The organism is Nonomuraea aridisoli, from assembly GCF_003236395.1.
Taxonomy (GTDB): Bacteria; Actinomycetota; Actinomycetes; order Streptosporangiales; family Streptosporangiaceae; genus Nonomuraea; species Nonomuraea aridisoli.
In genome coordinates this window covers 1-23,317 of record NZ_POUD01000133.1, presented here as the reverse complement: position 1 = coordinate 23,317, position 23,317 = coordinate 1, and the positions used below count along the sequence as shown (strand labels likewise).

The window sequence follows — 23,317 nt, the reverse complement described above, 5'->3', positions numbered from 1 at the left end:
GGCGGGCATGGTCCGGTGTGGGCTGCTCCGGGTGTGCGCTGGTCCGGGTGTGGCGTGAGGCGGTGTGGGGCCGTGCGTACTGGGGGTGCTGGTGGTTGCTGTGCTGCCGGGATGGTGCGGGGAGCGCGAGGGCGGCGCCGGGCTGGGGTGTGGCTACCCCTCACAGGTCAACCCCGCACCGCAGCACGGTGTGTGGTGGCGTGGTATCGCATTGCGTGAGGTGACCTTGGGGATCTGGTCCACCTTGATGCCGGAGGTGGCGTGATGTCGGCCTGAACTGTGCGTTCACGCCGTGGCTCGGTGGGGCGATGTGGTCTGCGATGGCGCGAATATCACGCCGGATGTGGCAGGACTGGGTGTGGGTTCACGCCGAGCTGCGCGGGGGTTGGTGGCGTCGGCATTAGTTGTTGTGCGTCCGGCGGCGTGTTCGGGTGATCAAGGGCTCGTTGCTGGAGTCGGACCTTCCGCGGCCTGCTGCGCGGCCTTGATCGGCTGAAACGGGCTGGCGTTGCTGGTCCAGTTGCGGGCGCTTGCTTCGTTTCCGCTGGTGGATCGCTTGGCATGTACGCCCAGGGTTCGTAGGCCCGCCTGGGGGTCCGGAAGGGCTTACGCGCGTCTCGTTCGGATGGAGCGGCGGAGCGGGTCCGCTCGTGGGTACGAGGGCGAGGCTTGGGTCGTCGGTGGCGTTGTGGGAGGCGACGACGGTGTTGCGCTTCTGCCTCGCTGGGGTGTTTCGGGGGCTACGGCTGGCAGCGCATGCCTCAGGGACGGCGTAGCGGGGACGGCGATGGTGCCGGGTGGTGGCCTGGTCAGAGCATCAGGGAGCGGACGGTGTCCACGGTGTCGGCGTCTTCCACGCGCTTGTCGGGGCGGTAGCGGAGGACGCGGGCGAAGCGCAGCGCCATCCCGCCCGGGTAGCGGGGCGAGCGTTGCACCCCGTCGAACGCGATCTCCACCACCAGCTCGGGCCGCAGCTTGACGGTCCACTGGTCGGTGGGGCCCTCGGCGAGCTCGAGGAAGCGCTCGGTCTGCCACGCCAGCAGCTCGTCGGTCAACCCCTTGAACGTCTTGCCGAGCATCACGAACCCGCCCTCGGGATCGCGCGCCCCGAGGTGGAGGTTGGACAGCTTGCCCTCGCGGCGGCCGTGGCCCCACTCGGCCGCCAGGACCACCAGGTCGAGCGTGTGGCGCGGCTTGACCTTGATCCAGCCGGCGCCGCGCCTGCCCGCCGCGTACGGGGACGCCAGCGACTTGACCACCAGGCCCTCGTGGCCCGCCTTGACCACGTCGGTGAAGAACCGCTCCGCCTCGGCCACGTCGCCCGTCACCAGGCGGGGCGTCAGCAGCCCCTGCCGGACCGTACGGGCCAGCGCCTCCTGACGCTGGGCGTAGGGCAGGTCGAGCAGGTCGGCGCCGTCGATCCGCAGGGCGTCGAAGAAGAACACGCTCAGCGGCGTCTTGTCACGCAGCCGGGCCACGTCGGTCTTGCTGGAGACGCGGCTCGCCGTCACCTGGAACGCGTGCGGCCGGCCGTCGGGCCGCAGGGCGATCACCTCGCCGTCGAGCACCAGATCGGCGGACGGCATCTCCAGCACCGCCTCGACCAGCTCGGGAACCTGCGCGGTGATGTCGTCGAGCGTACGGCTGAAGACCGTGACCTGCGAGCCGGAGCGGTGGGCCTGCACGCGGATGCCGTCGAGCTTCCACTCCAGCGCCGCCGGAGCGCCGGCCTTCTCCAGCGCGGCGGCCACGTTGGGCGCGCTGCCCGCCAGCATGGGCGAGACCGCCCGGCCCACCTCCAGCCGGAACGCCCGCAGCGCCTCGACCCCGCCCGTCAGCGCGGCCGCCCCGACGGCCGGCAGCCAGCCGCGCAGCGTGAGCGCGCGGCGCACGTCGGCCGACGGCGCCCCGGACGCCTTGGCCACCGCTTCGATCATGACGCCGTCGAGCGCGCCCTGCCGCAGCTCGCCGTGGAGCAGCCGGCGCATGAACTGCTGCTCCTGGCTCGTCAGCCCGGCGAACAACTCCGCCACCAGCGCCTTGCGCGCCGCCTGCGAGCCCTGCCCCGACACCGCCTTGATGCGGCTCAGCAGCTCGTCGACCTGGATCAGCGTGGCGGTGGCGGCCAGCTTGGGCTGCGGGAGGTCCTCCAGCGTGCGCCAGCCGACGCCGACCTGCCGCTGGGGCAGCTCGCCCGAGAGGTAGGAGATGGCGATCTCCGCCTCCTCCGGGCCGACCCGGCCCAGCAGCTCCGCCAGATGGCCGATCTTGCCCAACCTGGCGGACGTGCGCGTCACCGCCTCGGACACCCGGACCACGTCGATCAGAAGCACACGCCTATGGTGCCTCACGCAGGCGACATTTCCCCAACCGAAATCGGCATATCTCCTGCGTGTGTCCGTCGAAGGGATAAAAGGGGGACAGCCCGGCCGGAGAGCCGTGAGGGGCTCAGGGGCCGGAGTGTCCCGCGCTGCGCCGGATCGTCAGCTGACGCCGAGAAGGTCGACGACGAAGATCAGCGTCTCGTTCGGCTTGATGCGGGGCGGGGCGCCGCGGGTGCCGTAGCCGAGGTGCGGCGGGATGACGAGCTTGCGGCGGCCGCCGACCTTCATGCCCACGACCCCCTGGTCCCAGCCCCCGATGACGCGCCCGGCGCCCAGCGGGAACTCGAACGCCTGGCCGCGGTTCCACGACGCGTCGAACTCCTCCCCGGTGGAGAACGAGACGCCCACGTAGTGGACGCGTACGTTCTGGCCGGGCTTGGCCTCGGGGCCGTCGCCCACGGTCAGGTCCTCGATCTCGAGGTCCGCGGGCGGGTTGCCGCCGGGGAAGTCGATCTCGGGCTTCTCGAGTGCCACGAAAGTGCTCCTGTTGCGATTGTTGACGATGCGAATGACCCGACGACTCTATGCGGTCGGGCTATCGTCATCGTCCATGGCCGCCCTTTCTCCCGACACGATCCTGCTCACCGGCCGCGTGGCCGTCGTCGCCGGGGCGGCCAGGGGAGCGGGGCCGGCGATCGTGGAGACGTTCGCGGCGTTCGGGGCGCACGTCGCCGCCTGCGACCGCGACAAGCCGCGCGGCGAGCTGGCGATGACCGTGGGCGACCAGGTGGCGGTGGAGGTGTTCGCGCAGGCCGTACGCGAGCGGTGGGGCCGCGTGGACGTGCTGGTCGTCAACCAGGACGTCGCGGGCGCTTCGGGGGAGGGGTTCGAGGACGTCTCGCCGCGCGATGAGCGGCTCCTCGTCGAGCGGCAGTTCACGCAGGTGACCGGGATGATCCGGACAATGCTCCCACTGATGCGCCCGGGCGCGTCGATCGTCACCGTGGTCCCGCCGGAGACGGTGGCGCCGGTGCGCGCGGCGATGAGGGCCGCGCTGGAGAGCCTGACGCGGACGCTCGCCGCCGACCTGGCCCCCCGTGGCATCCGGGTGAACGCCATCACCCCGCGCACACACGACGAGAGCCTGTGCGGTGCGGCGGTGTTCCTGGCGGGAGACCTGGCCGGAGACGTGACGGGGACGACGGTGCGCGTGGACGCACGCCCCGCCTCGCCCTGATCACCAGCTCTGGTGCAGCGGCATGCCCTCCGCGTAGCCCGACGAGCTCTGCACGCCCACGATCGCCTTGTCGTGGAACTCCTCCAGGTCGGCCGCCCCCGCGTACGTGCACGACGAACGCAGACCCGCGACGATGGCGTCGATCTGGTCCTCGACGCTCGGCCGCTTCGGATCGAGGTACATCCGGGACGTCGAGATCCCCTCCTCGAACAACGCCTTCCTGGCCCGCTCGAACGCCGAGTCGTCGGCCGTCCGCAGGCGCACGGCCCGCGCGGAGGCCATGCCGAAGTTCTCCTTGTACTTGCGGCCGTTCGCGTCGGTGTGGGTGTCGCCGGGCGACTCGTATGTGCCCGCGAACCACGAGCCGATCATCACGTTGGACGCCCCGGCGGCCAGCGCGAGCGCGACGTCGCGCGGGTGGCGCACGCCGCCGTCGGCCCACGCGTGCCGGCCCAGGCGCCGCGCCTCGGCCGCGCACTCCAGGACCGCCGAGAACTGCGGCCGCCCCACGCCCGTCATCATCCGCGTGGTGCACATCGCGCCCGGCCCGACGCCGACCTTGACGATGTCGGCCCCGGCGTCCACCAGGTCGCGCACGCCGGCGGCGGTGACCACGTTGCCGGCCGCGACCGGCACGCCGGGGTCGAGCGCCTTGACGGCGCGGAGCGTGGAGATCATCTTCTCCTGGTGGCCGTGGGCGGTGTCCACGACCAGGCAGTCGATGCCCGCGTCGAGCAGTTCCTTGGCCTTGGAGACGACGTCGCCGTTCACGCCGACGGCGGCTCCGATGCGCAGCCGGCCCTGCCCGTCGACGGCCGGCTGGTAGAGCGTGGCGCGCAGCGCGCCCGTACGGGTGAGGATGCCGACCAGGCGCCCGTCGCCGTCCACGATGGGCGCGAGCCGGTGGCGGCCCTCGTGCAGCCGCTCGAAGGCGCCGCGCGGGTCGAGCCCGGCGGGCAGCGTGAGCAGTTCGCTGGACATGACGTTGGACAGCTGCGTGAACATGTCCACGCCCTGGCAGTCGGCCTCGGTCACGACGCCGACGGGACGGTTCTCCCAGTCGACGACGACGACCGCGCCGTGCGAGCGCTTGGGCAGCAGCTGCAGGGCCTCGCCGACGGTCGCGTGCGGGGTCAGGGTCAGCGGGGTGTCGTGGACGAGGTCGCGTTTCTTGACCCAGTCGACGACGTCGGTGACGACATCGAGCGGAATGTCCTGCGGGATGACGGCGATGCCGCCCCGCCGCGCCACGGTCTCGGCCATGCGCCGGCCGGCGACCGCGGTCATGTTGGCCACCACGATCGGGATGGTGGTGCCCGTGCCGTCGTTCGTCGAAAGGTCGACTGCGAGCCGGGAACCGACCGACGAACGCGACGGGACCATGAACACGTCGCTATAGGTCAGGTCGTAATGGGGCTCGAGGTCGTTAAGAAACTTCACGTTCGCCCATCTTATGTGCCGGTACGTCAACAAGGAGTTTCCCCCTTTCTCGGGGGCTTATGATCGGCCGGGACGCTTTTGGGCGAGGGGAGTGCTTGTGGAGGTCACCGAACGGGCCGAGTTGATCGTGGTCGGGTTCGCCGTACGCACCACCAATGTCGAGGAAAAGGACCCGGCGCGGGCGAAATTGCCGGTGTTGTGGCAGCGCGCCGGCGCGCCGGGGGCTTTCGCGCATGTGCCGAATCGGGTGGACGAGAACCTCTACGCCGTCCTCACGGACTACGAGAGCGACCACAACGGCGCGTTCACGCAGATCGTCGGCACGGGCGTGCGCACGGTGCCGCGGCTGCCGGAGGGCATGGTGGCCGTCCGCGTCCCGGCCGGTCAGGTGTTGCGCCTGGAGGTGCGCGGGCCGATGCCGCAGGCGCTGACGGACGCCTGGCAGCAGGTGGTGAACCACAGCGAGTCGGGCGGCGCGCCGTCGCGCGCCTTCACCACCGACCTGGAGGTGCACCACCCGGGCGGTGTCGATCTGTACGTGGCGGTCTGACCCGCCTCACGTGAGGCCGAGCGCGGCGGCCGCCGCTTCGACGGCCGCCGGCTTGACCTGCTCCAGCGGCAGGTGCGCGTACTCCACCGTGCAGTCCGCCAGCCCGCCGAGCGCCACCGTTGCCCTGATCTGCCCCTCCCGGGTGGGCTCGGGGCCGATCAGCAGGCCGATCAGCGCGCGCCGCCACTCGAACATGCGCCGCCCCAGGTCGAGATAGGCCAGCGTGGACATCTCCCGCACCACCATGACGATGATCTCGCGGTGCTTCCAGATGACGTCGAAGTAGTCCTCGAGCAGGCGCCGGGTCTCGACGCCCGGCTCGCACGCGTTCACGAACCGCTCGCAGTCGTCGACCATCGGCTGCACGATGCTGCGCACCAGGTCGTCGCGTGAGGCGAAGTGGTAGTAGAGCGCCGGCTTGGTGATGCCCAGCCGTTCGGAGATCTGGCGCAGGCTGGTGTTCTGCACGCCCTGCTGGGCGAAGAGCTCCCGGGCCACCGCCTGGATGCGTGCCTTGGTGTCGCTGGACATGCGCCCAAGACTATCCCTTACCTTCCGTTAAGTAAGTCGCTCGTGCTACCGTCCTTACTTAACGGAAGGTAAGGAGGCGGCATGAAGGTTCTCATCTCCGGAGCGAGCGTCGCGGGGCCGGTCCTCGCGTACTGGCTCAACCGATACGGGTTCACCGTCACCGTGGTGGAGCGGTCGCCGACGCTCAGGAAGACGGGCGGGCACGCGGTCGACCTGTTCAGGCCGGCCATGGAGATCGCCGGGCGGATGGGCGTGCTGGAGCGGATCTCGGCCAGGGACACCGGCACGCGGTCGCTGGTGGCGCACCGGGACGGCGACCCCAGGCCGGTGGAGCTGAAGATGCCCGACGTCGCGGCCGCCGTCTCCGACCGGCACGTCGAGATCATGCGCGACGACCTCAGCGAGATCTTCTACGAGGCCACCCGCCACGACGTCGAGTACGTCTTCGGCGACTCCATCGCCTCGATCTCCGACGACGGGGAGGTGGTCTTCGACGGCGGCCGGGAGGAGCGGTTCGACCTGGTGGCCGGCGCGGACGGGCTGCACTCCAACGTGCGCCGCCTGGTCTTCGGCCCCGAGTCCGGCTTCACCACCTGGATCGGCGCCTACCTGGCCGTCGCATCCGTGCCGAACCACCTCGGGCTCGACCGCCGCCTGGAGGCCATCAGGGCCGCGGGCAGGCTGGCGGGGGTCTACTCCGCCGCCCACATGGACGACGCGCGGGCGCTCTTCCTGTTCAAGACGCCGGCGGAGCTCGACTACCACCACCGTGACGTCCCCCGGCAGAAGGAGATCCTCCGCGAGCGGTTCGCCGGCCTCGGGTGGGAGGTGCCGAGGCTGCTCGACGAGGCGGAGCGCTCGCCGGCGTTCTACTTCGACTCGATCACCCAGCTCCGCCTCGACAGCTGGTCACGCGGGCGGGTGACGCTCGTCGGCGACGCCGGCTACAGCCCCGGACCGGCCCTCGGCGGCGGCACCAGCCTCGCGGTGGTCGGCGCGTACGTGCTGGCGGGCGAGCTGGCCGCGTACGGCGGCGACCACACGCGCGCCTTCCCCGCCTACGAGGCGGAGATCGCCGACTACGTCCGCCGCAGCCGCGCGTTCGCCGTCGACATGGCGCGCAAGCTCGTGCCGGACACCCCCTTTGCCCTGTGGGGCATGACGCAGGCCCTGCGCCTGATCAGCCGCCTGCCGGCCGGGCTGGCCACCGCGGCCATGAAGCTCGGCACCAGGAGCGCGAGCGTGCACGACTCCTTCCCGGTGAAGGACTACTCGGCCGTCAGCCGGGTGGGTTAGGCCAGAACGCCCTGGCCGCGCAGCTTGTCGGCCTGCTCCTGCGACAGCCCCCAGCCGGACAGGTCGCTCAGGCGGGTGGCGGGCGCGAGGTCCTGCGCCGGGACGCCGAGCAGGCGCGGCGCCGGCGCCGGATGCGTCACCTCGCCTATCCGGAGGAACGTGCCGCGGGCGACGTTGTGCGGGTGGGCGGCGGCCTCGGTCATGGACAGCACGGGCGAGACGCAGGCGTCCGACCCTTCGAACACCGCCTCCCACTCGGCCCGCGTGCGCCTGCCGAACTCCTCGGCCAGGCGGGCCTTCAGCGCCGGCCACTGTGACGTGTCGTTGCGGTCGGGCAGGCCGGTCAGGCCCATGCGGGAGATCATCTCCTCCCAGAACTGCGGCTCCAGCGCTCCCACGGCGACGTACTCGCCGTCGGCCGTCTCGTAGGTGTCGTACTGCGGGGCGCCGGTGTCGAGCAGGTTCGTGCCGCGCGGGCCCCAGAAGCCGGTCTGCACCCCCTGGTAGAACATCGAGAACAGGACCGCCGCGCCGTCCACCATGGCCGCGTCGATCACCCGTCCCTTGCCGGTGCGCTCCCGCTCGAACAGGGCCAGCAGCACGCCGTAGGCGAGCATGAGGCCGCCCCCGGCGAAGTCACCGAGGATGTTGATCGGCGGCGTCGGCTTGCCGCCCTCGCGGCCCAGCAGCGACAGCACGCCGGAGACCGCGATGTAGTCGATGTCGTGCCCGGCCGTCGGCGCGAGCGGCCCGTCCTGCCCCCAGCCGGTCATGCGCCCGTAGATCAGCCGTTCGTTGACGGCGTGCAGGTCGTCCGGGCCGATGCCGAGCCGCTCGGCCACGCCGGGGCGGAACACCTCGATCACCACGTCGGCGTGCCGTACCAGCTCCTTGAACGCCGCCACGCCCTCGGGCGCCTTCAGGTCGAGCCCGACGGTGCGCTTGCCCCGGTCCATGACGTCCGTGCGCGGCCGGTCGGAGACCGCCTTGACGCGGTCGACCCGCAGCACCTCCGCACCGTGGTCGGCCAGCATCATCCCGGCGAACGGCCCCGGGGCGAGCCCCGCGAGCTCCAGCACGCGGACTCCGGACAGCGGACCTCGGCGAACCTCGGGCATCGGCCTCTCCTAGCGTGTGGACCCGGCTCCAGTAGAACAACATTCGGTGATCTCGTGCAAGCGGGCTTGCCGACCTTCCCGCGAAGAGCTGGGAGGTATGGGAAACTTGCCCACTGTTCGGGTGGTCTCCGGACAACTCCGTACAGCGGCTGTCTGCAGCAGGCGCTTGCGCCACTACAGGGGTAGGACATGGTTTCGGATAGCAACCGGCTCATCGCAGGGCGCTACCAGTTACTGCGCGAACTGGGCCGCGGGGGGATGGGCGTGGTCTGGGAGGGCCACGACACACTGCTGAACCGGCAGGTGGCCATCAAGGAGGTGCTCCTGCCCGACGGGCTTCCGCCGGGCGACCGGGAGGCCCAGATGGTGCGCACCGTCCGCGAGGCCCGCACCGCGGCCAAGCTCAGCCACCCCTCCGTCGTCGCGATCTACGACGTCGTCGAGGACGGTGGCCGGCCGTGGGTCGTGATGGAGCTGCTGCCGTACCCGTCGGCCGAGCAGGTCGTGGCGAGCTCGGGAGCGCTCCCAGTGCGGGAGGCGGCCGAGGTGGGCCGCCAGGTGCTGTCGGCGCTGAAGGCCGCGCACGCCGCCGGGATCCTGCACCGCGACGTCAAGCCGAGCAACATCCTGCTCGCGGACGACGGCCGCGCCGTGCTCACCGACTTCGGCATCGCGACCGCCGAGGGCGATTCCTCCCTCACCCGTACGGGCATGGTCACCGGCTCGCCCAGCTTCCTGGCCCCGGAACGTGTCAGGGCCGACGACGCGGGGCCTCCGTCCGACCTGTGGTCGCTGGGTGCCACGCTGTACGCCTGCATGGTCGGCCGCTCGCCCTTCGAGCGCGGCGACCCCATGGCCACGCTCAACGCGCTGCTCAACGAGGAGCCCGACTACCGCAGGATCCCGCCGATCATGCACCCGATCCTGCGCGGGCTGCTGCGCAAGGAGCCCCAGGACCGGGTGGACGCCGAGGAGGCCGACCGGCTGCTGGCGGCCATCATCGCCGCCAAGCCCGCGTACGCCGACCACGACGTGCCCGAACGCAAGCAGGGCTCGGGGCCCGGCCGGGCGCTGCTGGCCGCCGCGGCGACGGTGGTGCTGGTGCTGACGGGCGGCACGGTCGCCTACTTCAGGACCGCCTCCCCGGCCGAGGGGGCGCCGCGGAGCGCGCAGCCCGCCGCGGCGAGCAGCCCGCTCCCGTCCGCCACCGCCACGCCGTCCGTCCCGTCCACCCCGACGCCGAGCGCGACGCCCACCGTGACCAGGACCCCGGTGCGCGGCCGGGTCACCCCCGCGGTGCGGGCGTGGAAGTCGGGGGACGGCTGGTCGATCAAGCGGCCGGCCGGCTGGCGCGGCGCGCGCGGCGAGGCGTACGCCGAGTGGACCCGCCGCGACGGCAACGCCCACCTCGGCGTCCAGGCGATCTACGTCACCGTCGACGTGAACCAGATCATCCGCGACGCGGAGGAGACGCTCGAGCAGAGCGCCGAGCAGATCGTCAGCCGCGGCCGCAGGACCGTCGACCACCAGGGCACCACCGCCGTGGAGTGGGAGGTCTCGTGGACCGCCCCGGCCGCCGGCGCCGAGACGGGCGAGCCCTGGGTCACCCCGGGCATCCGCTACCGCGAACTGCGCCGGGCCGTCGCCGTCGGCGACACCGCGTACCTGTTGTCGTGGACGGTCCCGGAAGCGCAGTGGAAGCGTAATCGCTCACTTATGCGGCAGGTGCTCACCAGCTTTACTGTGAGGGCATGACGCCCTGGAACCTGCTCGCCCTCCCCCCGCTTCCCGAGGAGGCCGCCCGCCGGCTGCTCGCCCCGCTCGGCGACAAGGTGACCGTACGCGTGCCCGCCCGCCGTGACCGCGAGGCGCTGCTCGCCGCGCTGCCCGACGCCGAGATCGTGCTCGGCGACTGGACCGGCGCGCTCGTCATGGACGCCGAGGCGGTGCGGGCGGCGCCCCGGCTGGCGTTCGTGCAGCAGCCGTCCGTGGGCGTCGACGGCCACGACCTCGGCGCCCTGGCGGCGGCCGGGGTGCCGCTGGCCAACACGCCGGGCGTCAGCGCCGTCGCCGTCGCCGAGTGGTGCCTGGCCGCCGCGCTGGCGCTGCTGCGCAAGCTGGCCGAGGGCGACGCCGCCGTGCGCGCGGGGGAGTGGCCCCAGCAGCGCCTGCGGCCCCGCGAACTGCACGGCAGCCGCGTCGGCGTCGTCGGCTACGGCCCGATCGGCGCCGCCTGCGCCGGCATGTTCCGCGCGATGGGCTGCGAGGTGTCCTACTGGACCCGCACCCCGCGCGAGGACCCCGGCTTCGCCGGCCTGGAGACGGTGGTGGGCGACAGCGACGTCGTGGTCGTCGCGATCGCGCTGTCCGACGAGACCCGCGGCCTCGTCGATCCCCGCCGCATGAAGCCGGGCTCCCTGCTCGTCAACGCCGCCCGCGGCCCCGTCGTCGACCGTGACGGGCTCCTCGCCGCCCTGCGCGAGGGCCACCTGAGCGGAGCCGCGCTCGACGTGTTCGACGTCGAGCCGTTGCCGACCGGTGACCCGCTGATGGAGTTTCCGCAGGTCCTGCTCTCCCCGCACGTGGCGGGCGTCACATCCGGGGTCACCGGCCGTCTCCTCGGCGCCGTGCTGGCCAACCTCGCCGCGGCCGTCGAAGGCCGCCCGATCGACGGCGTGGTGAACGGAGTATCGCCGCAGGTCAGCCGGAAGTTTACGGATACTGCTGCCATCTAGCCGCCGACCTGGCACGATGAACAGTTTTCGTGTCTTTAACGACCCCGGTCTGTTCCGGGCAGCCGGGTGGAGATAACGTCTTACGGACGATCTCTACCAGCTCAAGGGGGTGCTTCCGTGACGACGATGTCGACACACCAACGGGCAGTAGAGCAGATCCGGCAGTCCTACGCCGAGATCCCGGGGGACGCCGCGCCCCGTCTGGCCAAGGCCACGTCCAACCTGTTCAGGTTCCGCGACGGAGGCAGGACGGCCAAGCTGTCGGCGAGAGACCTGGACGAGGTCATCAGCGTCGATCCGGAGACGATGACCGCCGAGGTCCAGGGCATGACGACGTACGAGCACCTGGTGGACGCCACGCTGCCGTACGGGCTCATGCCGTACGTCGTGCCGCAGCTCAAGACGATCACGCTGGGCGGCGCGGTCACCGGGCTCGGCATCGAGTCCACCAGCTTCCGCGACGGCCTGCCGCACGAGTCGGTCGAGGAGCTCGAGATCCTCACCGGCGAGGGGCGCGTCATCGTCGCCCGCGACGACAACGAGCACCGCGAGCTCTTCCGCGCCTTCCCCAACTCCTACGGGACCCTCGGCTACGCGCTGCGCATCCGGATCAAGCTGCGCAAGGTCCAGCCGTACGTGCACCTGACCCACGTCAGGTTCACCGACGCGGGCAAGTGCATGCTGGCCATGCAGGAGATCTGCGAGAGCATGGTCTACGACGGCGAGAGCGTCGACTTCGTCGACGGCGTCTTCTTCGAGCCCGGCGAGATGTACCTGACGCTGGGCCGCTTCGCCGACCGCGCCCCCTACGTCTCCGACTACACGGGCATGCGCATCTACTACCAGTCGATCCGGCAACGCACCCGCGACTGGCTGACCGTCCGCGACTACCTGTGGCGCTGGGACACCGACTGGTTCTGGTGCTCGCGCGCCTTCGGCGTGCAGCAGCCGGTCGTCCGCTCGCTGATGCCGCGCCGCTGGATGCGCTCCGACGTCTACCGCCGCCTGGTCGCGCTCGACCGGAAGTACGGGGTCACCGCGCGCATCGACCGCTGGCGCGGGCAGCCCGTGCAGGAGTCGGTCATCCAGGACGTCGAGACGCCGGTCGAGCGCGGGGCCGAGTTCCTCGAGTTCTTCCACGACAAGGTGGGCATGACCCCGGTGTGGATGTGCCCGCTCAAGGCCGGCTCACGCTGGCCGCTCTACCCGCTGGAGCCCGGCAAGCTCTACGTGAACTTCGGGTTCTGGGGAATGGTGCCGCTGCCACGGGGCCAGTTCGACGGTTATCACAACCGGCTCATCGAGCGTGCGGTGCACGATCTCGACGGTCACAAGTCGCTCTACTCGACCTCGTTCTACGCCCGTGAGCAGTTCTGGCAGCTGTACAACGGCGACGCCTACTGGCCGGTCAAGCGGGAATACGACCCGAATGGTCGCCTGCTCGACCTGTACGAAAAGTGTGTACGGGGAAGGTGAGTAGATGGCTCTGGCAACCATCTTTGAGAAAATCGTCGGCACGGACGCGAACGTCGCGTTCATGGCGTACGACGGCAGCAAGGCGGGGCCCGACGGCGCCGACCTGGCCATCGAGGTGAAATCCCCGATCGCCGTTGCCTACCTGGCCCAGGCTCCGGGAGAGCTCGGCCTGGCCAGGGCGTACATCTCCGGGCACATCGACGTCCACGGTGACATGTACGCCCTGCTCGACCGCATGTGGAACATCACCACCAACGACCTGACCACGTCCGAGAAGATCGCCGCGGTCCGGTCCCTGGGCGTCAAGCCGCTGCTCATGCGCGTGCCGCCGCCACCGCAGGAGATGCGCCAGAGCAGCCTCGCCCGGCTGGGCTCGCGGCACGCCAAGCAGCGTGACGCCGAGGCCATCCACCACCACTACGACGTGTCCAACCGCTTCTACCGGTGGGTGCTCGGCCCGTCGATGGCCTACACCTGCGCCTGCTTCCCCTCCGAGGAGTCGACGCTGGAGGAGGCGCAGTTCGCCAAGTTCGACCTGGTGGCGCGCAAGCTCGGCCTGCAGCCCGGCATGCGGCTGCTGGACGTCGGCTGCGGCTGGGGCGGCATGGTCATCCACGCCGCCAAGCACTACGGCGTCAAGGCCCTCGGCGTCACGCTGAGCAAGCAGCAGGCCGAGTGGGCGCAGCAGGCGATCGCGGAAGAGGGCCTGGAGGACCTCGCGGAGGTCCGCTTCATGGACTACCGCGACGTGCAGGAGACCGGCTTCGACGCGGTCAGCTCGATCGGCCTCACCGAGCACATCGGCAAGGCCAACGTGCCGTCGTACTTCCAGTTCCTGTACGGCAAGCTCAAGGCCGGCGGTCGGCTGCTCAACCACTGCATCACCCGGCCCACCGGCAAGGAGAAGACCTTCAACAAGGGCGGCTTCATCAACCGCTACGTCTTCCCCGACGGCGAGCTGGAGTCGGTCGGCTGGCTGGTCCGGCAGATGGAGGACATCGGCTTCGAGATCCGCCACGAGGAGAACCTCCGCGAGCACTACGCCAAGACCCTGCGCCACTGGTGCGACAACCTCGACGCCAACTGGGACGACGCGGTGCAGGAGGTCGGCATGGGCACGGCCCGCGTGTGGGCCCTCTACATGGCCGGCTGCATCGTCGGCTTCGAGCGCAACAAGGTGCAGCTGCACCAGGTGCTGGGCGTCAAGCTGGACCAGAACGGCCGCTCCGGCGTGCCGCTGCGCCCCGCCCGCGACTGGCCCTGACGCAATCGCGATCCCCCGGGAGCCCGCGCTCGTCGCGGCTCCCGTGAGCCGCTGTCCTGATCCCCCGGACGTCGCTCAGCCCGCGGACGCGGGTGACGGCGCGGTCTTCTCACCCGCCGAGGCGCACGGTCTCCTCCCTTTCGCGTGCCGGCCGCGGCTGACGTGACGCTCGTCAGCGGCCGAGCCCTCTTTGAGCTCGGGCTGCTGCTCCTTGGGGTTGTGGGGCTTGGCGTGCCTGCCCACGTGCTCTCCTTTGCGTGTTCGACTGCTTACCGTGACCGTAGGGCTACCCCAGGTGTGCGGGCAACCGGGATTCGGTAAAGCCGAGGGAGATTCGCGCCGTCACGTCACGGTGCAGGCGGTTCCGTCGAGCGCGAACGCGGACGGTTCGGTGGTGTCGCCGCCGTGGGTGGCCTGGAAACCGAAGGCGGCCGACGCGCCCGGCGCGACGTCGCCGTTGTAGGCGACGTTCCGGGCGGTCACCTGGCCGGCGGCCGGCGTCACCGTGGCGTTCCACGTCGAGGTGATCGTCTGGCCGGTCGGCAGGGTGAAGGCCAGGCTCCAGGACGAGAGCGGCGCCCCGCCGGTGTTCGTGATCGTCACGGCGGCCGTGAACCCGGCGTTCCAGCTGTTCACCGTGTACGTCACCCGGCACGGGCCACCGGGCGGCGGGGTGGGCGGTGTGGTCGGGTCGCCGCCGGACAGGCCGAAGAAGTCGATGACGCGGGCGGCCATCCCGGCGGTCGGCAGGCTGTGGCCGGCGCCCTGGACGCTGATCGCCTCGACGGGCGGCATGGCGCCGGCGCCGCCGTACCGGGTCCTGGTCCAGTTCGCCTGGGGCCGGTCGGTGAGGCTCGGCGTCCGGGTCAGGCCGTGGACGTTCGTCCACTGCTTGACCTGCTCCTCGAAGTTCGGGTGGCGCAGTGTGGTGTCCTCGGTGCCGTGCCAGATCTGCATGCGCGGGCGCGGCCCGCCGTGGCCGGGGTGGGCGGCGCGCACGAGGTCGCCCCACTGCTGCGGCGTCCTGACGACCTGGCCGTTCGCGCATGCGCCGTTCCAGCCGGAGCCGTCGGAGGTGGCGAAGCAGCCGAACGGCACCCCCATGAACGACGCCCCCGCCCGGAACACGTCGGGGTAGGCGCCGATCAGCACGTTGGTCATCATGCCGCCGGAGGAGGCGCCGGTGACGAACGTACGGGCCGGGTCGGCGTCGTGGCGCTGCTGCACGTAGCGGACCATCGACACGATCCCCACCGGGTCGCCGCCGCCGTCGTGCCGCAGGGCCTGCGGCGAGGAGACGTCGAAGCAGGAGCCGCTCCTGGTCGCCGACGGGTAGACGACGATGAACTTGTGGCGGTCGGCGAGCGCGGCGAACTCGGTGCCCGAGTAGAACGCGGGCCCCGATCCCGGGCAGTGGTGGACGGCCACCAGCACGGCGGGGCGGGCCGGGACACCGTCGGGGACGTAGAGGTGCATGCGCAGGCCGGTGGGGTTGGCGCCGAAGCCGGTCACCTCCGTGAGCTGCGCCGACGCGGCCGGGGGCGCCGTCATCAGGCCGGCGACGACGACCGCGGCGGCGGCGATCAGGGCGCCGGCGATTCGCAGCCTCAGCTTCATCGACATCCTCTCGCGCGGCGGCCGAAACGTTGCGAGTCTCCAGAGCAATTTTCGACACCGCAACCGGTCCGCTGCGAGAAGTGCCGCGCCGGCGGCCTGAGCCGGCGGGGAACGCGCCGAGACCGTGAAACTTTCGGACCTACTGGACGAACACGTCGAGCTCGCGCAGGGTCCCTTCGAGGCCGCGCCACGCCTGCTCGGCGTCCGGGGTGCGGGCGTGCGGCGAGCGGAACCAGGTGACGAACTCGGCCACGTCGTCCAAGGCCCAGCGCAGGCGGTAGAGCACGAGGGCGGCGGTGTCGGGCGCGCGGCCCGTGGCGGCGGCGTAGCGGGCCAGGTCGGCGTCGTCGCGGGCGACCAGCCACAGGTCGCGTTCGGGCGGAGCCATGCCGACCGTGTCCCAGTCGACCAGGAGCCGGCGCCCACCGGCGCGCAGGACGTTGCCCGGATGCGGCTCCCCGTGCGTGAGCACCGGCTCCCAGTCCGCGCCCGCCAGCCGGTCGAACTCCTCCAGCCGCCGGCGCAGCGTCGCCACGTGATCGGCGACCAGCTCACGGGCGGGCTCCGCGTACGGGCCGCCGAGCCACGGCGCGGCGCCGCCCGGCCGCAGCACCTCCTCCAGCACCGCCCGGCCCGTGAGCCGCACCGGCCGGGCCGGGGTCGTCAGCGGCGGCGGGGTGGCGTGCAGCGCGGCGAGCAGGTCGATGACCGCGCCGCGCGCGGCGGCGTCCGGCTCGTCGCCGAAGTCGCCGGCCATCCCCTCGACGTGCGGGAACACGCACATGGCGTAACGGTGGCGGTCGAGGCGGCGCAGCGTCGAGCCGTCGGCGGCGCGCAACGGGGCCACGACGAACTCCAGCCCCGCCTCCTCGCGCAGGGCCGCCGCGGTGTCCATGGCCGGCCGGAGCTCCTCGAACGTCTTCCGCCGCACGTCGGCGACCGTGACGAACCAGCGCCGCCCCCTGCCGTCGCGGGCGATCCAGTGGAAGTCGCCGAAGCCGACGGGCGCGTAGTCGAGCCCGGCCGCCTCGATGCCCCAGGCGGCCAGCGCGGGCCGTAGCAGCCCCTCGTCGAAATCGTCCGGTCTGTCCCGCATGGCGATCACGCTACCGAACCGGCGCCAGCCCGGCGGCCTCGATGAGGAAGGCGGTTAGCTCGGCCACCGGCGCCCGCGGCAGCGTCACGGCCTCGTAGCCGTGCTCCGCGTAGGCGGCGACGACCGCCTCGTACGTCCGCTCGGCCTCCCCGAGGCTCTGCCGGCGCTCGGCGTCGTGCTCGTAGATCTCCGGCCAGGGCGGCGCGGCGAACACCCGCCGGTGGTAGCGGAACGTCAGGGCCGCGTTGCGCAGGTGCGGCGGCACCGGCCGGCCCAGCATCCGCAGGTAGCCGACCGTGTCCACGATCCCGCGGTCGAAGACCGTGTCCCGGCCGGCGGCCGCGCGGTACGAGCGCAGGTCCCACGCGAGCATCAGCTCGGCGAACAGCTCCGGGTCGGCCCACGGCAGCGCCCGGCCCGAGATCGCGACCTGGTCCTGGATGATCGCCCGCCCGGCCTCCGGCTGCGTGGCGTGGCCGAGCGCGCTCAGCTGCCCGACGAGCGTGCTCTTTCCCGAGCCCGGCCCTCCGGTGACGACGACGAGACGCGGCATGGTCCCTCCCTGGGAGAACGGCAGACGAAAGGCGCGGGCGAACCCGCGCCTCTCAAGGGGATGGACCGGGCCGGACGGCTACCGCAGCTCGCGCTTGAGGATCTTGCCCGTGGCCGTCATCGGCAGGGAGTCGCGGAACTCGACGATGCGGGGGTACTTGTAGGCCGCCATGTTCTCCCTCGCCCAGGCGATCAGCTCGTCCTCGGTGATCTCGGAGCCGGGGGTGCGGATGACGTACGCCTTGATCTCCTCGCCGTGCGAGTCGTGCGGGACGCCGACGACGGCGGCCAGCGACACGGCCTCGTGGGTCATCAGGACCTCTTCGATCTCACGCGGATAGACGTTGAAGCCGCCGCGGATGATCATGTCCTTGGCCCGGTCGATGATGGCATAGTAGCCGTCCGTGTCGCGCGTGGCGATGTCGCCGGTGCGGAACCAGCCGTCCCGCATGACCTCGGCCGTCGCCTCCGGACGGCCGTAGTAGCCCTTCATGATGTTGTGGCCGCGGATGGCGATCTCGCCCGGGCCCTCGCCCTCGACCGTCTTCCAGTCGGAGTCGATCAGCTTCATCTCCACGCCCCAGATCGGGGTGCCGATCGTGCCCGGCTTCGTCGGCCGTCCCATGTGGTTGAAGCTGGCCACCGGAGCGGTCTCCGACAGGCCGTACCCCTCGAGGATGCCGACGCCGAAGGTCTTCTCGAAGTCCTTGAGCACCTCCACCGGGGACGACGCGCCGCCCGCCACGGCCACCCGCAGCGTGGACGGCACCTCCGCGCCCTCGGCGTGGATCTTCGTTAACATGCCCCAGTACATCGTGGGCACGCCCGCGAAGAACGTCACCTTCTCCTTGACCATGAGCGCGAGCGCCTCGCCCGGCTCGAAGCGCGGCATGAGCACGATCGTCGCGCCGCGCAGGAAACCCGTGTTCATGACCGTGGTCTGGCCGAAGGAGTGGAACAGCGGCAGCACCGCGAGGTAGGTGTCGCTCTGCTCGTCGCGGGGGAACATACGGTCGCTGACCAGGGCGTTCATGAGCATGTTCTGGTGGGTGAGCTCGGCGCCCTTGGGGCGGCCCGTGGTGCCCGAGGTGTAGAGGATCACCGCGGTGTCGTCGGCCGCCGTCTGCACCGTCTCGAACGTCGGCGCCATCCCGTCCAGCGCCGCCCAGAACGACTCGCCGTACGCCGACTCCGTGGCCAGCGGGGTCGCGGGCAGCACGATGAAGTGCTCGCAGCCGGGGGCGGCCTCGAAGCCCTCCTTGCCGCGCTCGCCGAGCGGCAGCTCCGGCGTGCCCTCGAAGCAGAACAGCGCCTTGGCGTCGCTGTCGTCGAGGTGGTACGTGATCTCGCGCGCCTGCAGCAGCACGTTCAGCGGCACGACCGTCGCGCCCGCCTTCAGGATGCCGAAGTAGACGAACGGGAAGTACGGCAGGTTGGGACACACGAGCGCCACCTTGTCGCCTTTGCCGATCCCGCGTGACACCAGCAGGTTCGCCACCTGGTTGGCCACCGTGTCGATCATGGCGTACGGCAGGCGCATGTCGCCGAAGACGATCGCGGTGCCGTCGGGGGTGTTCCTGGCGCTGTCTTCCAGGACGATCGACAGATTGAGCATGATGCGCCTTTCTCGTCGTGAGCGGGCTTGGGCGACATCTTTACAGGAAGGGGATACCGACCGGTAGGTCTCGGGCTTCGCCGAGACCTGTGCAGGCCGCTGGACGCCGCCTACCAGAGGTGTCCGCCTACCCCAGCTCGGGGGAGAGCTGTGAGGGACCTGAGTGCTAGGTTTCGCTGGCATGGAGATCAGGACGGTTCACGCCAATGGGGTGGAGTTCGCGTATCTGGCAGTAGGGGAGGGGCCGCTGGCGCTGTGCCTGCACGGCTTTCCCGACAGCGCGCACACCTGGCGGTACCTGATGCCGGAGCTCGCCGAGCGCGGGTACCGGGCGGTCGCGCCCTTCATGCGGGGGTACGCGCCGACCGAGGTTCCGGCCGACGGCGCGTACGAGGAGGCGGCGCTCGCCGCCGACCTGCGGGCGCTGCACGAGGAGCTCGGCGGTGGCGACGACGCCGTGGTCGTCGGGCACGACTGGGGCGCCGTCCCCGTCTACGTCACGGCCGGGCGCTTCCGCGCGGCCGTGACGCTCGCCGTCCCGCCGCCGGGCGTCTTGGGGAGCGGCTTCCTCGACTACGACCAGCTCAAGCGGTCCTTCTACATCTTTCTCTTCCAGACGGCCATGGCGGAGGCGGCGGCCTCCCGGCCCGGCTTCCTCGAACGGCTCTGGCAGGACTGGTCGCCGGGGTACGACGCGGCCGAGGACCTCGCGTTCGTGCGGCGCAGCATCGGCGAACCGGCCAACCTGCGCGCCGCCATCGGCTACTACCGGGCCATGCTCGGCACCACCCCGCCCTCCGGCCGCCACCCCGAGGTGCGGCCAGACGTCACGGGACCCGTCCTCTACCTGCACGGCGCCCAGGACGGCTGCCTCGGCGCCGGCCTGGCCGAGAACGCGCCGGAGCACCTGCCGGAGGGCTCCCGCGTCGAGCTGGTGCCCGGCGCGGGCCACTTCCTGCACCTGGAACGGCCCGCCGAGGTCAACCGCCTGATCCTCGACTGGCTCGGCCCGGCCTCCTGACCCTCCGCTCAGCGGACCGGCCGCAGGACGGCGATCAGCGGGTGCTGCCCGGACAGGCTCACCTCGACCACGTCCTCGACGGCGAACCCGCGCGGGATCGCCTCGTGCACCAGGGCCACGGCCAGCCCGTCGTCGGCCAGGACCCGCCGCACCTCCCGCCACAGCGGGCGCAGGCCCCCGGCGAGCAGCCCCCGAGGGGGCACCTGGCGTCCCCACGGCGGGTTCACCAGCACGCGGTCCGCGCCCCCGTCCGCCACCGGGACGCGCCCGCCGTCGGCCACCGCCCAGGCGAACCGCCGGCCGGGTGACTCGGCGGCGCGGGCGTTGGCGGCGGCGGCGGCCACGGCGGCCGGATCGTGGTCGAAGCCCGCCAGGCGCGCGTCCGCGGCGAACGGCCCGGCCTCGATCAGCGTGGTGCCGGCCCCGCAGCACGGATCCACGACCGTGCGCGCCTGGTCCAGGCGGGCCAGCCGGGCCATCGCGGCGGCCAGCGGCGGATGCAGCGTGCCCCGCACCGACGCCGTCTTGTACGGCCTGCGGTGCAGCGGCCGGTCGCCGGGCCGCAACGCGATGACCGCCCGGTCGCCCTCGATCGTGACCCGCCACGCCATGGATCCGTGCGGAGGCCGCCCGCCCTGGCGCCGGGAGTGGTAGGTGAGCCGCAGCGGCCGTGCCAGCTCGGCCCCGACCGCGTCCTCGATGTCGAACCTCGTGTAGGTGCGCCGCCCCACGAACGACGCCGACACCTCCAGCCCCCGGACGCCGTCGGCCGGGGCGATCAGGCGGGCGTCGAGGTCGCGCGCCGCGCGGGCCAGCCGGCGCAGCGCGGTGCGGTCGTGGCCGACGCCGTCCACCACCGCGGCGGCGAGCAGCACGTCGTCGGCCGTGCGCAGACTCAGCAGATCGGCCCCCGGCGTGGCCTCGAACCACACCTCCCGATGGCGCGTCTCGCGCACCACGCCGAGGCCGGAGCCCCGGATCTCGGCGGCCACCAGGGCCTCGATGCCGCGTACGGACCTGGCCATGGCAAAACTGTGCAACTGTTCTTCTCCCACGTGGCAACCCGGGACGGCGGTCGCTCAGCCGTCCCGCATCGCCGGCGGTGGGATCTCCGCGACCCGCCGGCGGGGTCGCTAACGCAGGTAGAAGAACGTCATGCGGAACACCCTAGAGCTCCGTGCTCTTCGGATTCCATGCATTTTCCGCTTCCGTACGTACGGTGTACGTCCACCCCATTGACGTAAGTGGCCGCTTTCCGAATGATGGCCTCATGAGCGCCCTGGACTTCGACCTGTCGGACCGTGACTTCTGGGCCGGCCCCATGAGCGAGCGCGAAGAGGCGTTCGACCGGCTCCGCGCGCGTGAGACCCCCGCCTTCTTCGAGGAGCCGGAGGCCGCCTACGCCCCCAAGGGCCCCGGCTACTTCGCGCTCGTCAAGCACGCCGACATACTCGAGGCCAGCCGCAACCCCGACGTCTTCAGCTCGGGCGCCGGCGGCGCGACGAACATCCCCGACATGCCGGCGGAGTTCGCCGAGTACTTCGGCTCCATGATCAACATGGACGACCCCCGTCACGCCCGCCTGCGCCGGATCGTCTCCCGCGCGTTCACGCCCAAGATGATCAAACAGTTCGAGAGCGACGTCGAGGTGGCCGCCGCGGCCATCGTCGACGACCTGCTCGCCAAGGGGCCCGGCTGCGACTTCGTGACCGAGGTCGCCGCACGCCTGCCCCTGAAGATCATCTGCGACATGATGGGCATCCCCGAACGTGACTACCGGTTCGTCTTCGACCGCTCCAACGTCATCCTCGGCGGCTTCGACCCCGAGTACACCGGCGGCGAGCTCGACAAGATCGCCGAGAAGCTGCTCACCGCCGGCATGGAGCTGCAGCAGCTCGTCCAGGACCTCGCCGCCCACCGCGCCGAGCACCCCACGGACGACCTGATCTCGTCACTGGTCAACGCCAACATCGACGGCGAGCGGCTGACCATGCAGGAGCTGGGCTCGTTCTTCATCCTGCTGGTGGTGGCCGGCAACGAGACGACGCGCAACGCCATCTCCCACGGCCTGCACATGCTCACCGAGAACCCCGGCCAGCGCGCGCTCTGGCTGGAGGACATCGACGGGCGCGCGCCCGCCGCGGTGGAGGAGATCGTCCGGCTGGCCTCCCCGGTCAACTTCATGCGCCGCAAGGCCACCCGCGACTTCGAGATGAACGGCCACCTCTACCGCGAGGGCCAGAAGGTGGTCCTGTTCTACTGGGCGGCTAACCGCGACGAGAGCGTCTTCGACGACCCCAAGCGCTTCGACATCACCCGCCACCCCAACCCCCACGTCGGCTTCGGCGGCCCGGGCCCGCACTTCTGCCTCGGCGCCCACCTCGCCCGGCGCGAGATCACGGTGATGTTCCGCGAGCTGCTGCGCCGGGTGCCGCAGATCCAGGGCGGCACGCCCGACCGCCTGCACTCCAGCTTCATCAACGGCATCAAGCATCTGGAGTGCACGTTCTAGCCGGGCGCCGCCCTCCGGTCATTACGCCGGGGAGATGAGCCTGATCTGGTTCATCACCGTGCGGATGTCGGGCAGGAGCTGCTCCTTCTCCGCCGGGATCGACATGTAGACGATGGCCGGGATGTTCCCGCCGGTGGGCACGGCCATCGTCACGACCGTCGCCTTCTCCGTCTTCGACGTCAGCGAGTACGCGATCAGCCGACCGACCTGGTCGCCCACCTTGATCGGCTGCTGCGCGACCTTCTTGACCTTGTTGTCCGCCGGGAAGAAGTTGTCGCGGGCGCTCAGCACGACCTGCTTGATCACCGGCTCCAGGTTGTCGGGTTCGTAGTACTCCGCCAGCCGCTGCGGCAGCGGTCCCGACATGAGCACGGCGTACCGCTCCGGCGCGACCTGGACGTACTGGCGGGTGTCGTAGCCGTACGTGCCCTTGACCGTGGGGCGCTGGTCGAGCTGCCACTCGCCGCCCAGGCGCGGCACCGAGATCCCGGCCCCGGCGTCGGTCACGCGTCCCTCGACGGGCGACGGATCGCCGGGGTACTTCGGCAGTGTGGGGATCTTCTTCGCGGCGGTGGCGGGGGGCTTCTCCTCCTGCTGCGCGGACGGGGCCTGCTCGGTGACGCCGGCGCTCGACGACTCCTCCCCCGCCAGCGGACCCCACAGGAACGCCCACAGCAGCGCGATCACCAGCGCGACGGCGACCGAGCCGCCGAGCGCGTACATCCAGACGGGTTTGCCGTCCTCGTCGTCGAGCACGTCCTGCTCGCCCATGGCCTGGTAGTTGTCGCCGAAGACGGTGTTCCAGAGCTCCTGCTGGCGTTCGGGCGGCGGGGTGCGCGAGCCGCTGATCTGGCCGGCCGTCACGAAGCGGTGCTCGGGGTCGGAGGGGTCGCGGCTCAGGTTGGAGCCGGGGCGGGGGCCCTGGTTCTCGGC

Annotated in this window: 21 protein-coding genes; 9 read left to right on the top strand and 12 right to left on the bottom strand. The window is 71.4% G+C overall.

The genetic code is table 11. The features are described 5' to 3' along the window. Positions 1–809: 809 nt before the first annotated feature. Together C1J01_RS27600 and C1J01_RS27595 are read right to left on the bottom strand one after the other, a co-directional pair. Entirely contained in the window at positions 810–2,333 is a 1,524-nt protein-coding gene (locus C1J01_RS27600; protein ID WP_111181888.1) for an ATP-dependent DNA ligase, read from the bottom strand. A gap of 150 nt (positions 2,334–2,483) precedes the next feature. Further along, positions 2,484–2,858, bottom strand: coding sequence for an FKBP-type peptidyl-prolyl cis-trans isomerase (locus tag C1J01_RS27595; RefSeq protein WP_111181887.1), 375 nt, complete (start codon positions 2,856–2,858; stop codon positions 2,484–2,486). A gap of 76 nt (positions 2,859–2,934) precedes the next feature. Between C1J01_RS27595 and C1J01_RS27590 the strand changes: the two genes are divergently transcribed. Next, positions 2,935–3,561 (top strand): SDR family oxidoreductase, encoded by a 627-nt coding sequence (locus tag C1J01_RS27590; RefSeq protein WP_111181886.1) that lies wholly within the window; start codon positions 2,935–2,937, stop codon positions 3,559–3,561. On the opposite strand, the gene C1J01_RS27585 is transcribed toward C1J01_RS27590, so the two are convergent. Further along, on the bottom strand, positions 3,562–5,001 hold the full coding sequence (locus C1J01_RS27585) for a GuaB1 family IMP dehydrogenase-related protein (RefSeq protein ID WP_111181885.1): 1,440 nt from the start codon (positions 4,999–5,001) through the stop codon (positions 3,562–3,564). A gap of 97 nt (positions 5,002–5,098) precedes the next feature. Here C1J01_RS27585 and C1J01_RS27580 point away from each other — a divergent pair, with 97 nt between their 5' ends. Further along, positions 5,099–5,551 carry a GyrI-like domain-containing protein gene (locus C1J01_RS27580; protein ID WP_111181884.1) on the top strand — a complete coding sequence of 151 codons (453 nt, stop codon included), beginning with the start codon at positions 5,099–5,101 and terminating at the stop codon, positions 5,549–5,551. 6 nt (positions 5,552–5,557) lie between these two features. On the opposite strand, the gene C1J01_RS27575 is transcribed toward C1J01_RS27580, so the two are convergent. Further along, positions 5,558–6,082 (bottom strand): TetR/AcrR family transcriptional regulator, encoded by a 525-nt coding sequence (locus tag C1J01_RS27575; RefSeq protein ID WP_111181883.1) that lies wholly within the window; start codon positions 6,080–6,082, stop codon positions 5,558–5,560. A gap of 81 nt (positions 6,083–6,163) precedes the next feature. On the opposite strand from C1J01_RS27575, the gene C1J01_RS27570 reads away from it, so the two are divergent. Then, positions 6,164–7,378 carry an FAD-dependent monooxygenase gene (locus C1J01_RS27570; protein ID WP_111181882.1) on the top strand — a complete coding sequence of 405 codons (1,215 nt, stop codon included), beginning with the start codon at positions 6,164–6,166 and terminating at the stop codon, positions 7,376–7,378. Here C1J01_RS27570 and C1J01_RS27565 read toward each other — a convergent pair. Continuing rightward, positions 7,375–8,496 carry a CaiB/BaiF CoA transferase family protein gene (locus C1J01_RS27565; protein ID WP_111181881.1) on the bottom strand — a complete coding sequence of 374 codons (1,122 nt, stop codon included), beginning with the start codon at positions 8,494–8,496 and terminating at the stop codon, positions 7,375–7,377. The two genes, C1J01_RS27570 and C1J01_RS27565, sit on opposite strands and share 4 nt — an antisense overlap. Positions 8,497–8,685: 189 nt before the next feature. Between C1J01_RS27565 and C1J01_RS27560 the strand changes: the two genes are divergently transcribed. The 4 genes from C1J01_RS27560 to C1J01_RS27545 all read left to right on the top strand — a co-directional run bounded on the left by C1J01_RS27560 (position 8,686) and on the right by C1J01_RS27545 (position 13,971). Continuing rightward, positions 8,686–10,251, top strand: coding sequence for a serine/threonine-protein kinase (locus tag C1J01_RS27560; RefSeq protein WP_111181880.1), 1,566 nt, complete (start codon positions 8,686–8,688; stop codon positions 10,249–10,251). Then, complete coding sequence (locus C1J01_RS27555) at positions 10,248–11,231, top strand: NAD(P)-dependent oxidoreductase (RefSeq protein WP_111181879.1); 984 nt, start codon at positions 10,248–10,250, stop codon at positions 11,229–11,231. Before C1J01_RS27560 ends, C1J01_RS27555 begins: the two co-directional genes overlap by 4 nt. 126 nt (positions 11,232–11,357) lie before the next feature. Continuing rightward, positions 11,358–12,707 carry an FAD-binding oxidoreductase gene (locus tag C1J01_RS27550; RefSeq protein ID WP_111181890.1) on the top strand — a complete coding sequence of 450 codons (1,350 nt, stop codon included), beginning with the start codon at positions 11,358–11,360 and terminating at the stop codon, positions 12,705–12,707. 4 nt (positions 12,708–12,711) lie between these two features. Further along, positions 12,712–13,971: an SAM-dependent methyltransferase gene (locus C1J01_RS27545; protein ID WP_111181878.1), complete on the top strand. Its 1,260-nt coding sequence runs from the start codon at positions 12,712–12,714 to the stop codon at positions 13,969–13,971. Between the two features lie 75 nt (positions 13,972–14,046). Here the strand turns inward: C1J01_RS27545 and C1J01_RS50150 are convergent, their stop codons facing one another. The 5 genes from C1J01_RS50150 to C1J01_RS27525 all read right to left on the bottom strand — a co-directional run bounded on the left by C1J01_RS50150 (position 14,047) and on the right by C1J01_RS27525 (position 18,851). After that, on the bottom strand, positions 14,047–14,214 hold the full coding sequence (locus C1J01_RS50150; RefSeq protein ID WP_181448993.1) for a hypothetical protein: 168 nt from the start codon (positions 14,212–14,214) through the stop codon (positions 14,047–14,049). 99 nt (positions 14,215–14,313) lie between these two features. Next, positions 14,314–15,588 carry an extracellular catalytic domain type 1 short-chain-length polyhydroxyalkanoate depolymerase gene (locus C1J01_RS27540; protein ID WP_111181877.1) on the bottom strand — a complete coding sequence of 425 codons (1,275 nt, stop codon included), beginning with the start codon at positions 15,586–15,588 and terminating at the stop codon, positions 14,314–14,316. Positions 15,589–15,727: 139 nt separating this feature from the next. Next, a complete protein-coding gene (locus C1J01_RS27535; protein ID WP_111181889.1) occupies positions 15,728–16,684 on the bottom strand; it encodes a phosphotransferase enzyme family protein in 957 nt (318 codons plus the stop codon). Between the two features lie 10 nt (positions 16,685–16,694). After that, positions 16,695–17,237, bottom strand: coding sequence for an AAA family ATPase (locus C1J01_RS27530; protein WP_111181876.1), 543 nt, complete (start codon positions 17,235–17,237; stop codon positions 16,695–16,697). 78 nt (positions 17,238–17,315) lie between these two features. After that, a complete protein-coding gene (locus C1J01_RS27525; RefSeq protein ID WP_111181875.1) occupies positions 17,316–18,851 on the bottom strand; it encodes a long-chain-fatty-acid--CoA ligase in 1,536 nt (511 codons plus the stop codon). Between the two features lie 181 nt (positions 18,852–19,032). Here C1J01_RS27525 and C1J01_RS27520 point away from each other — a divergent pair, with 181 nt between their 5' ends. After that, entirely contained in the window at positions 19,033–19,872 is an 840-nt protein-coding gene (locus tag C1J01_RS27520) for an alpha/beta fold hydrolase (RefSeq protein WP_111181874.1), read from the top strand. Between the two features lie 8 nt (positions 19,873–19,880). Here C1J01_RS27520 and C1J01_RS27515 read toward each other — a convergent pair whose 3' ends face one another. Next, positions 19,881–20,897, bottom strand: a complete 1,017-nt coding sequence (locus C1J01_RS27515; RefSeq protein WP_111181873.1) for a methyltransferase — start codon at positions 20,895–20,897, stop codon at positions 19,881–19,883. Positions 20,898–21,142: 245 nt separating this feature from the next. On the opposite strand from C1J01_RS27515, the gene C1J01_RS27510 reads away from it, so the two are divergent. Further along, entirely contained in the window at positions 21,143–22,384 is a 1,242-nt protein-coding gene (locus C1J01_RS27510; protein WP_111181872.1) for a cytochrome P450, read from the top strand. A 21-nt stretch (positions 22,385–22,405) separates the two neighbouring features. On the opposite strand, the gene C1J01_RS50145 is transcribed toward C1J01_RS27510, so the two are convergent. After that, on the bottom strand, positions 22,406–23,317 hold a 912-nt coding region (locus C1J01_RS50145), incomplete at its 5' end, for a hypothetical protein (RefSeq protein WP_181448992.1).

What these genes read in the sequence shown, in the direction of transcription:
- C1J01_RS27590 (WP_111181886.1), top strand. Translation starts at nt 2,935, where the DNA reads ATGGCCGCCCTTTCTCCCGACACGATCCTGCTCACCGGCCGCGTGGCC.
- C1J01_RS27575 (WP_111181883.1), bottom strand. Translation starts at nt 6,082, where the DNA reads ATGTCCAGCGACACCAAGGCACGCATCCAGGCGGTGGCCCGGGAGCTC.
- C1J01_RS27570 (WP_111181882.1), top strand. Translation starts at nt 6,164, where the DNA reads ATGAAGGTTCTCATCTCCGGAGCGAGCGTCGCGGGGCCGGTCCTCGCG.
- C1J01_RS27565 (WP_111181881.1), bottom strand. Translation starts at nt 8,496, where the DNA reads ATGCCCGAGGTTCGCCGAGGTCCGCTGTCCGGAGTCCGCGTGCTGGAG.
- C1J01_RS27560 (WP_111181880.1), top strand. Translation starts at nt 8,686, where the DNA reads ATGGTTTCGGATAGCAACCGGCTCATCGCAGGGCGCTACCAGTTACTG.
- C1J01_RS27555 (WP_111181879.1), top strand. Translation starts at nt 10,248, where the DNA reads ATGACGCCCTGGAACCTGCTCGCCCTCCCCCCGCTTCCCGAGGAGGCC.
- C1J01_RS27550 (WP_111181890.1), top strand. Translation starts at nt 11,358, where the DNA reads ATGTCGACACACCAACGGGCAGTAGAGCAGATCCGGCAGTCCTACGCC.
- C1J01_RS27545 (WP_111181878.1), top strand. Translation starts at nt 12,712, where the DNA reads ATGGCTCTGGCAACCATCTTTGAGAAAATCGTCGGCACGGACGCGAAC.
- C1J01_RS27540 (WP_111181877.1), bottom strand. Translation starts at nt 15,588, where the DNA reads ATGAAGCTGAGGCTGCGAATCGCCGGCGCCCTGATCGCCGCCGCCGCG.
- C1J01_RS27535 (WP_111181889.1), bottom strand. Translation starts at nt 16,684, where the DNA reads ATGCGGGACAGACCGGACGATTTCGACGAGGGGCTGCTACGGCCCGCG.
- C1J01_RS27530 (WP_111181876.1), bottom strand. Translation starts at nt 17,237, where the DNA reads ATGCCGCGTCTCGTCGTCGTCACCGGAGGGCCGGGCTCGGGAAAGAGC.
- C1J01_RS27525 (WP_111181875.1), bottom strand. Translation starts at nt 18,851, where the DNA reads ATGCTCAATCTGTCGATCGTCCTGGAAGACAGCGCCAGGAACACCCCC.
- C1J01_RS27520 (WP_111181874.1), top strand. Translation starts at nt 19,033, where the DNA reads ATGGAGATCAGGACGGTTCACGCCAATGGGGTGGAGTTCGCGTATCTG.
- C1J01_RS27515 (WP_111181873.1), bottom strand. Translation starts at nt 20,897, where the DNA reads ATGGCCAGGTCCGTACGCGGCATCGAGGCCCTGGTGGCCGCCGAGATC.
- C1J01_RS27510 (WP_111181872.1), top strand. Translation starts at nt 21,143, where the DNA reads ATGAGCGCCCTGGACTTCGACCTGTCGGACCGTGACTTCTGGGCCGGC.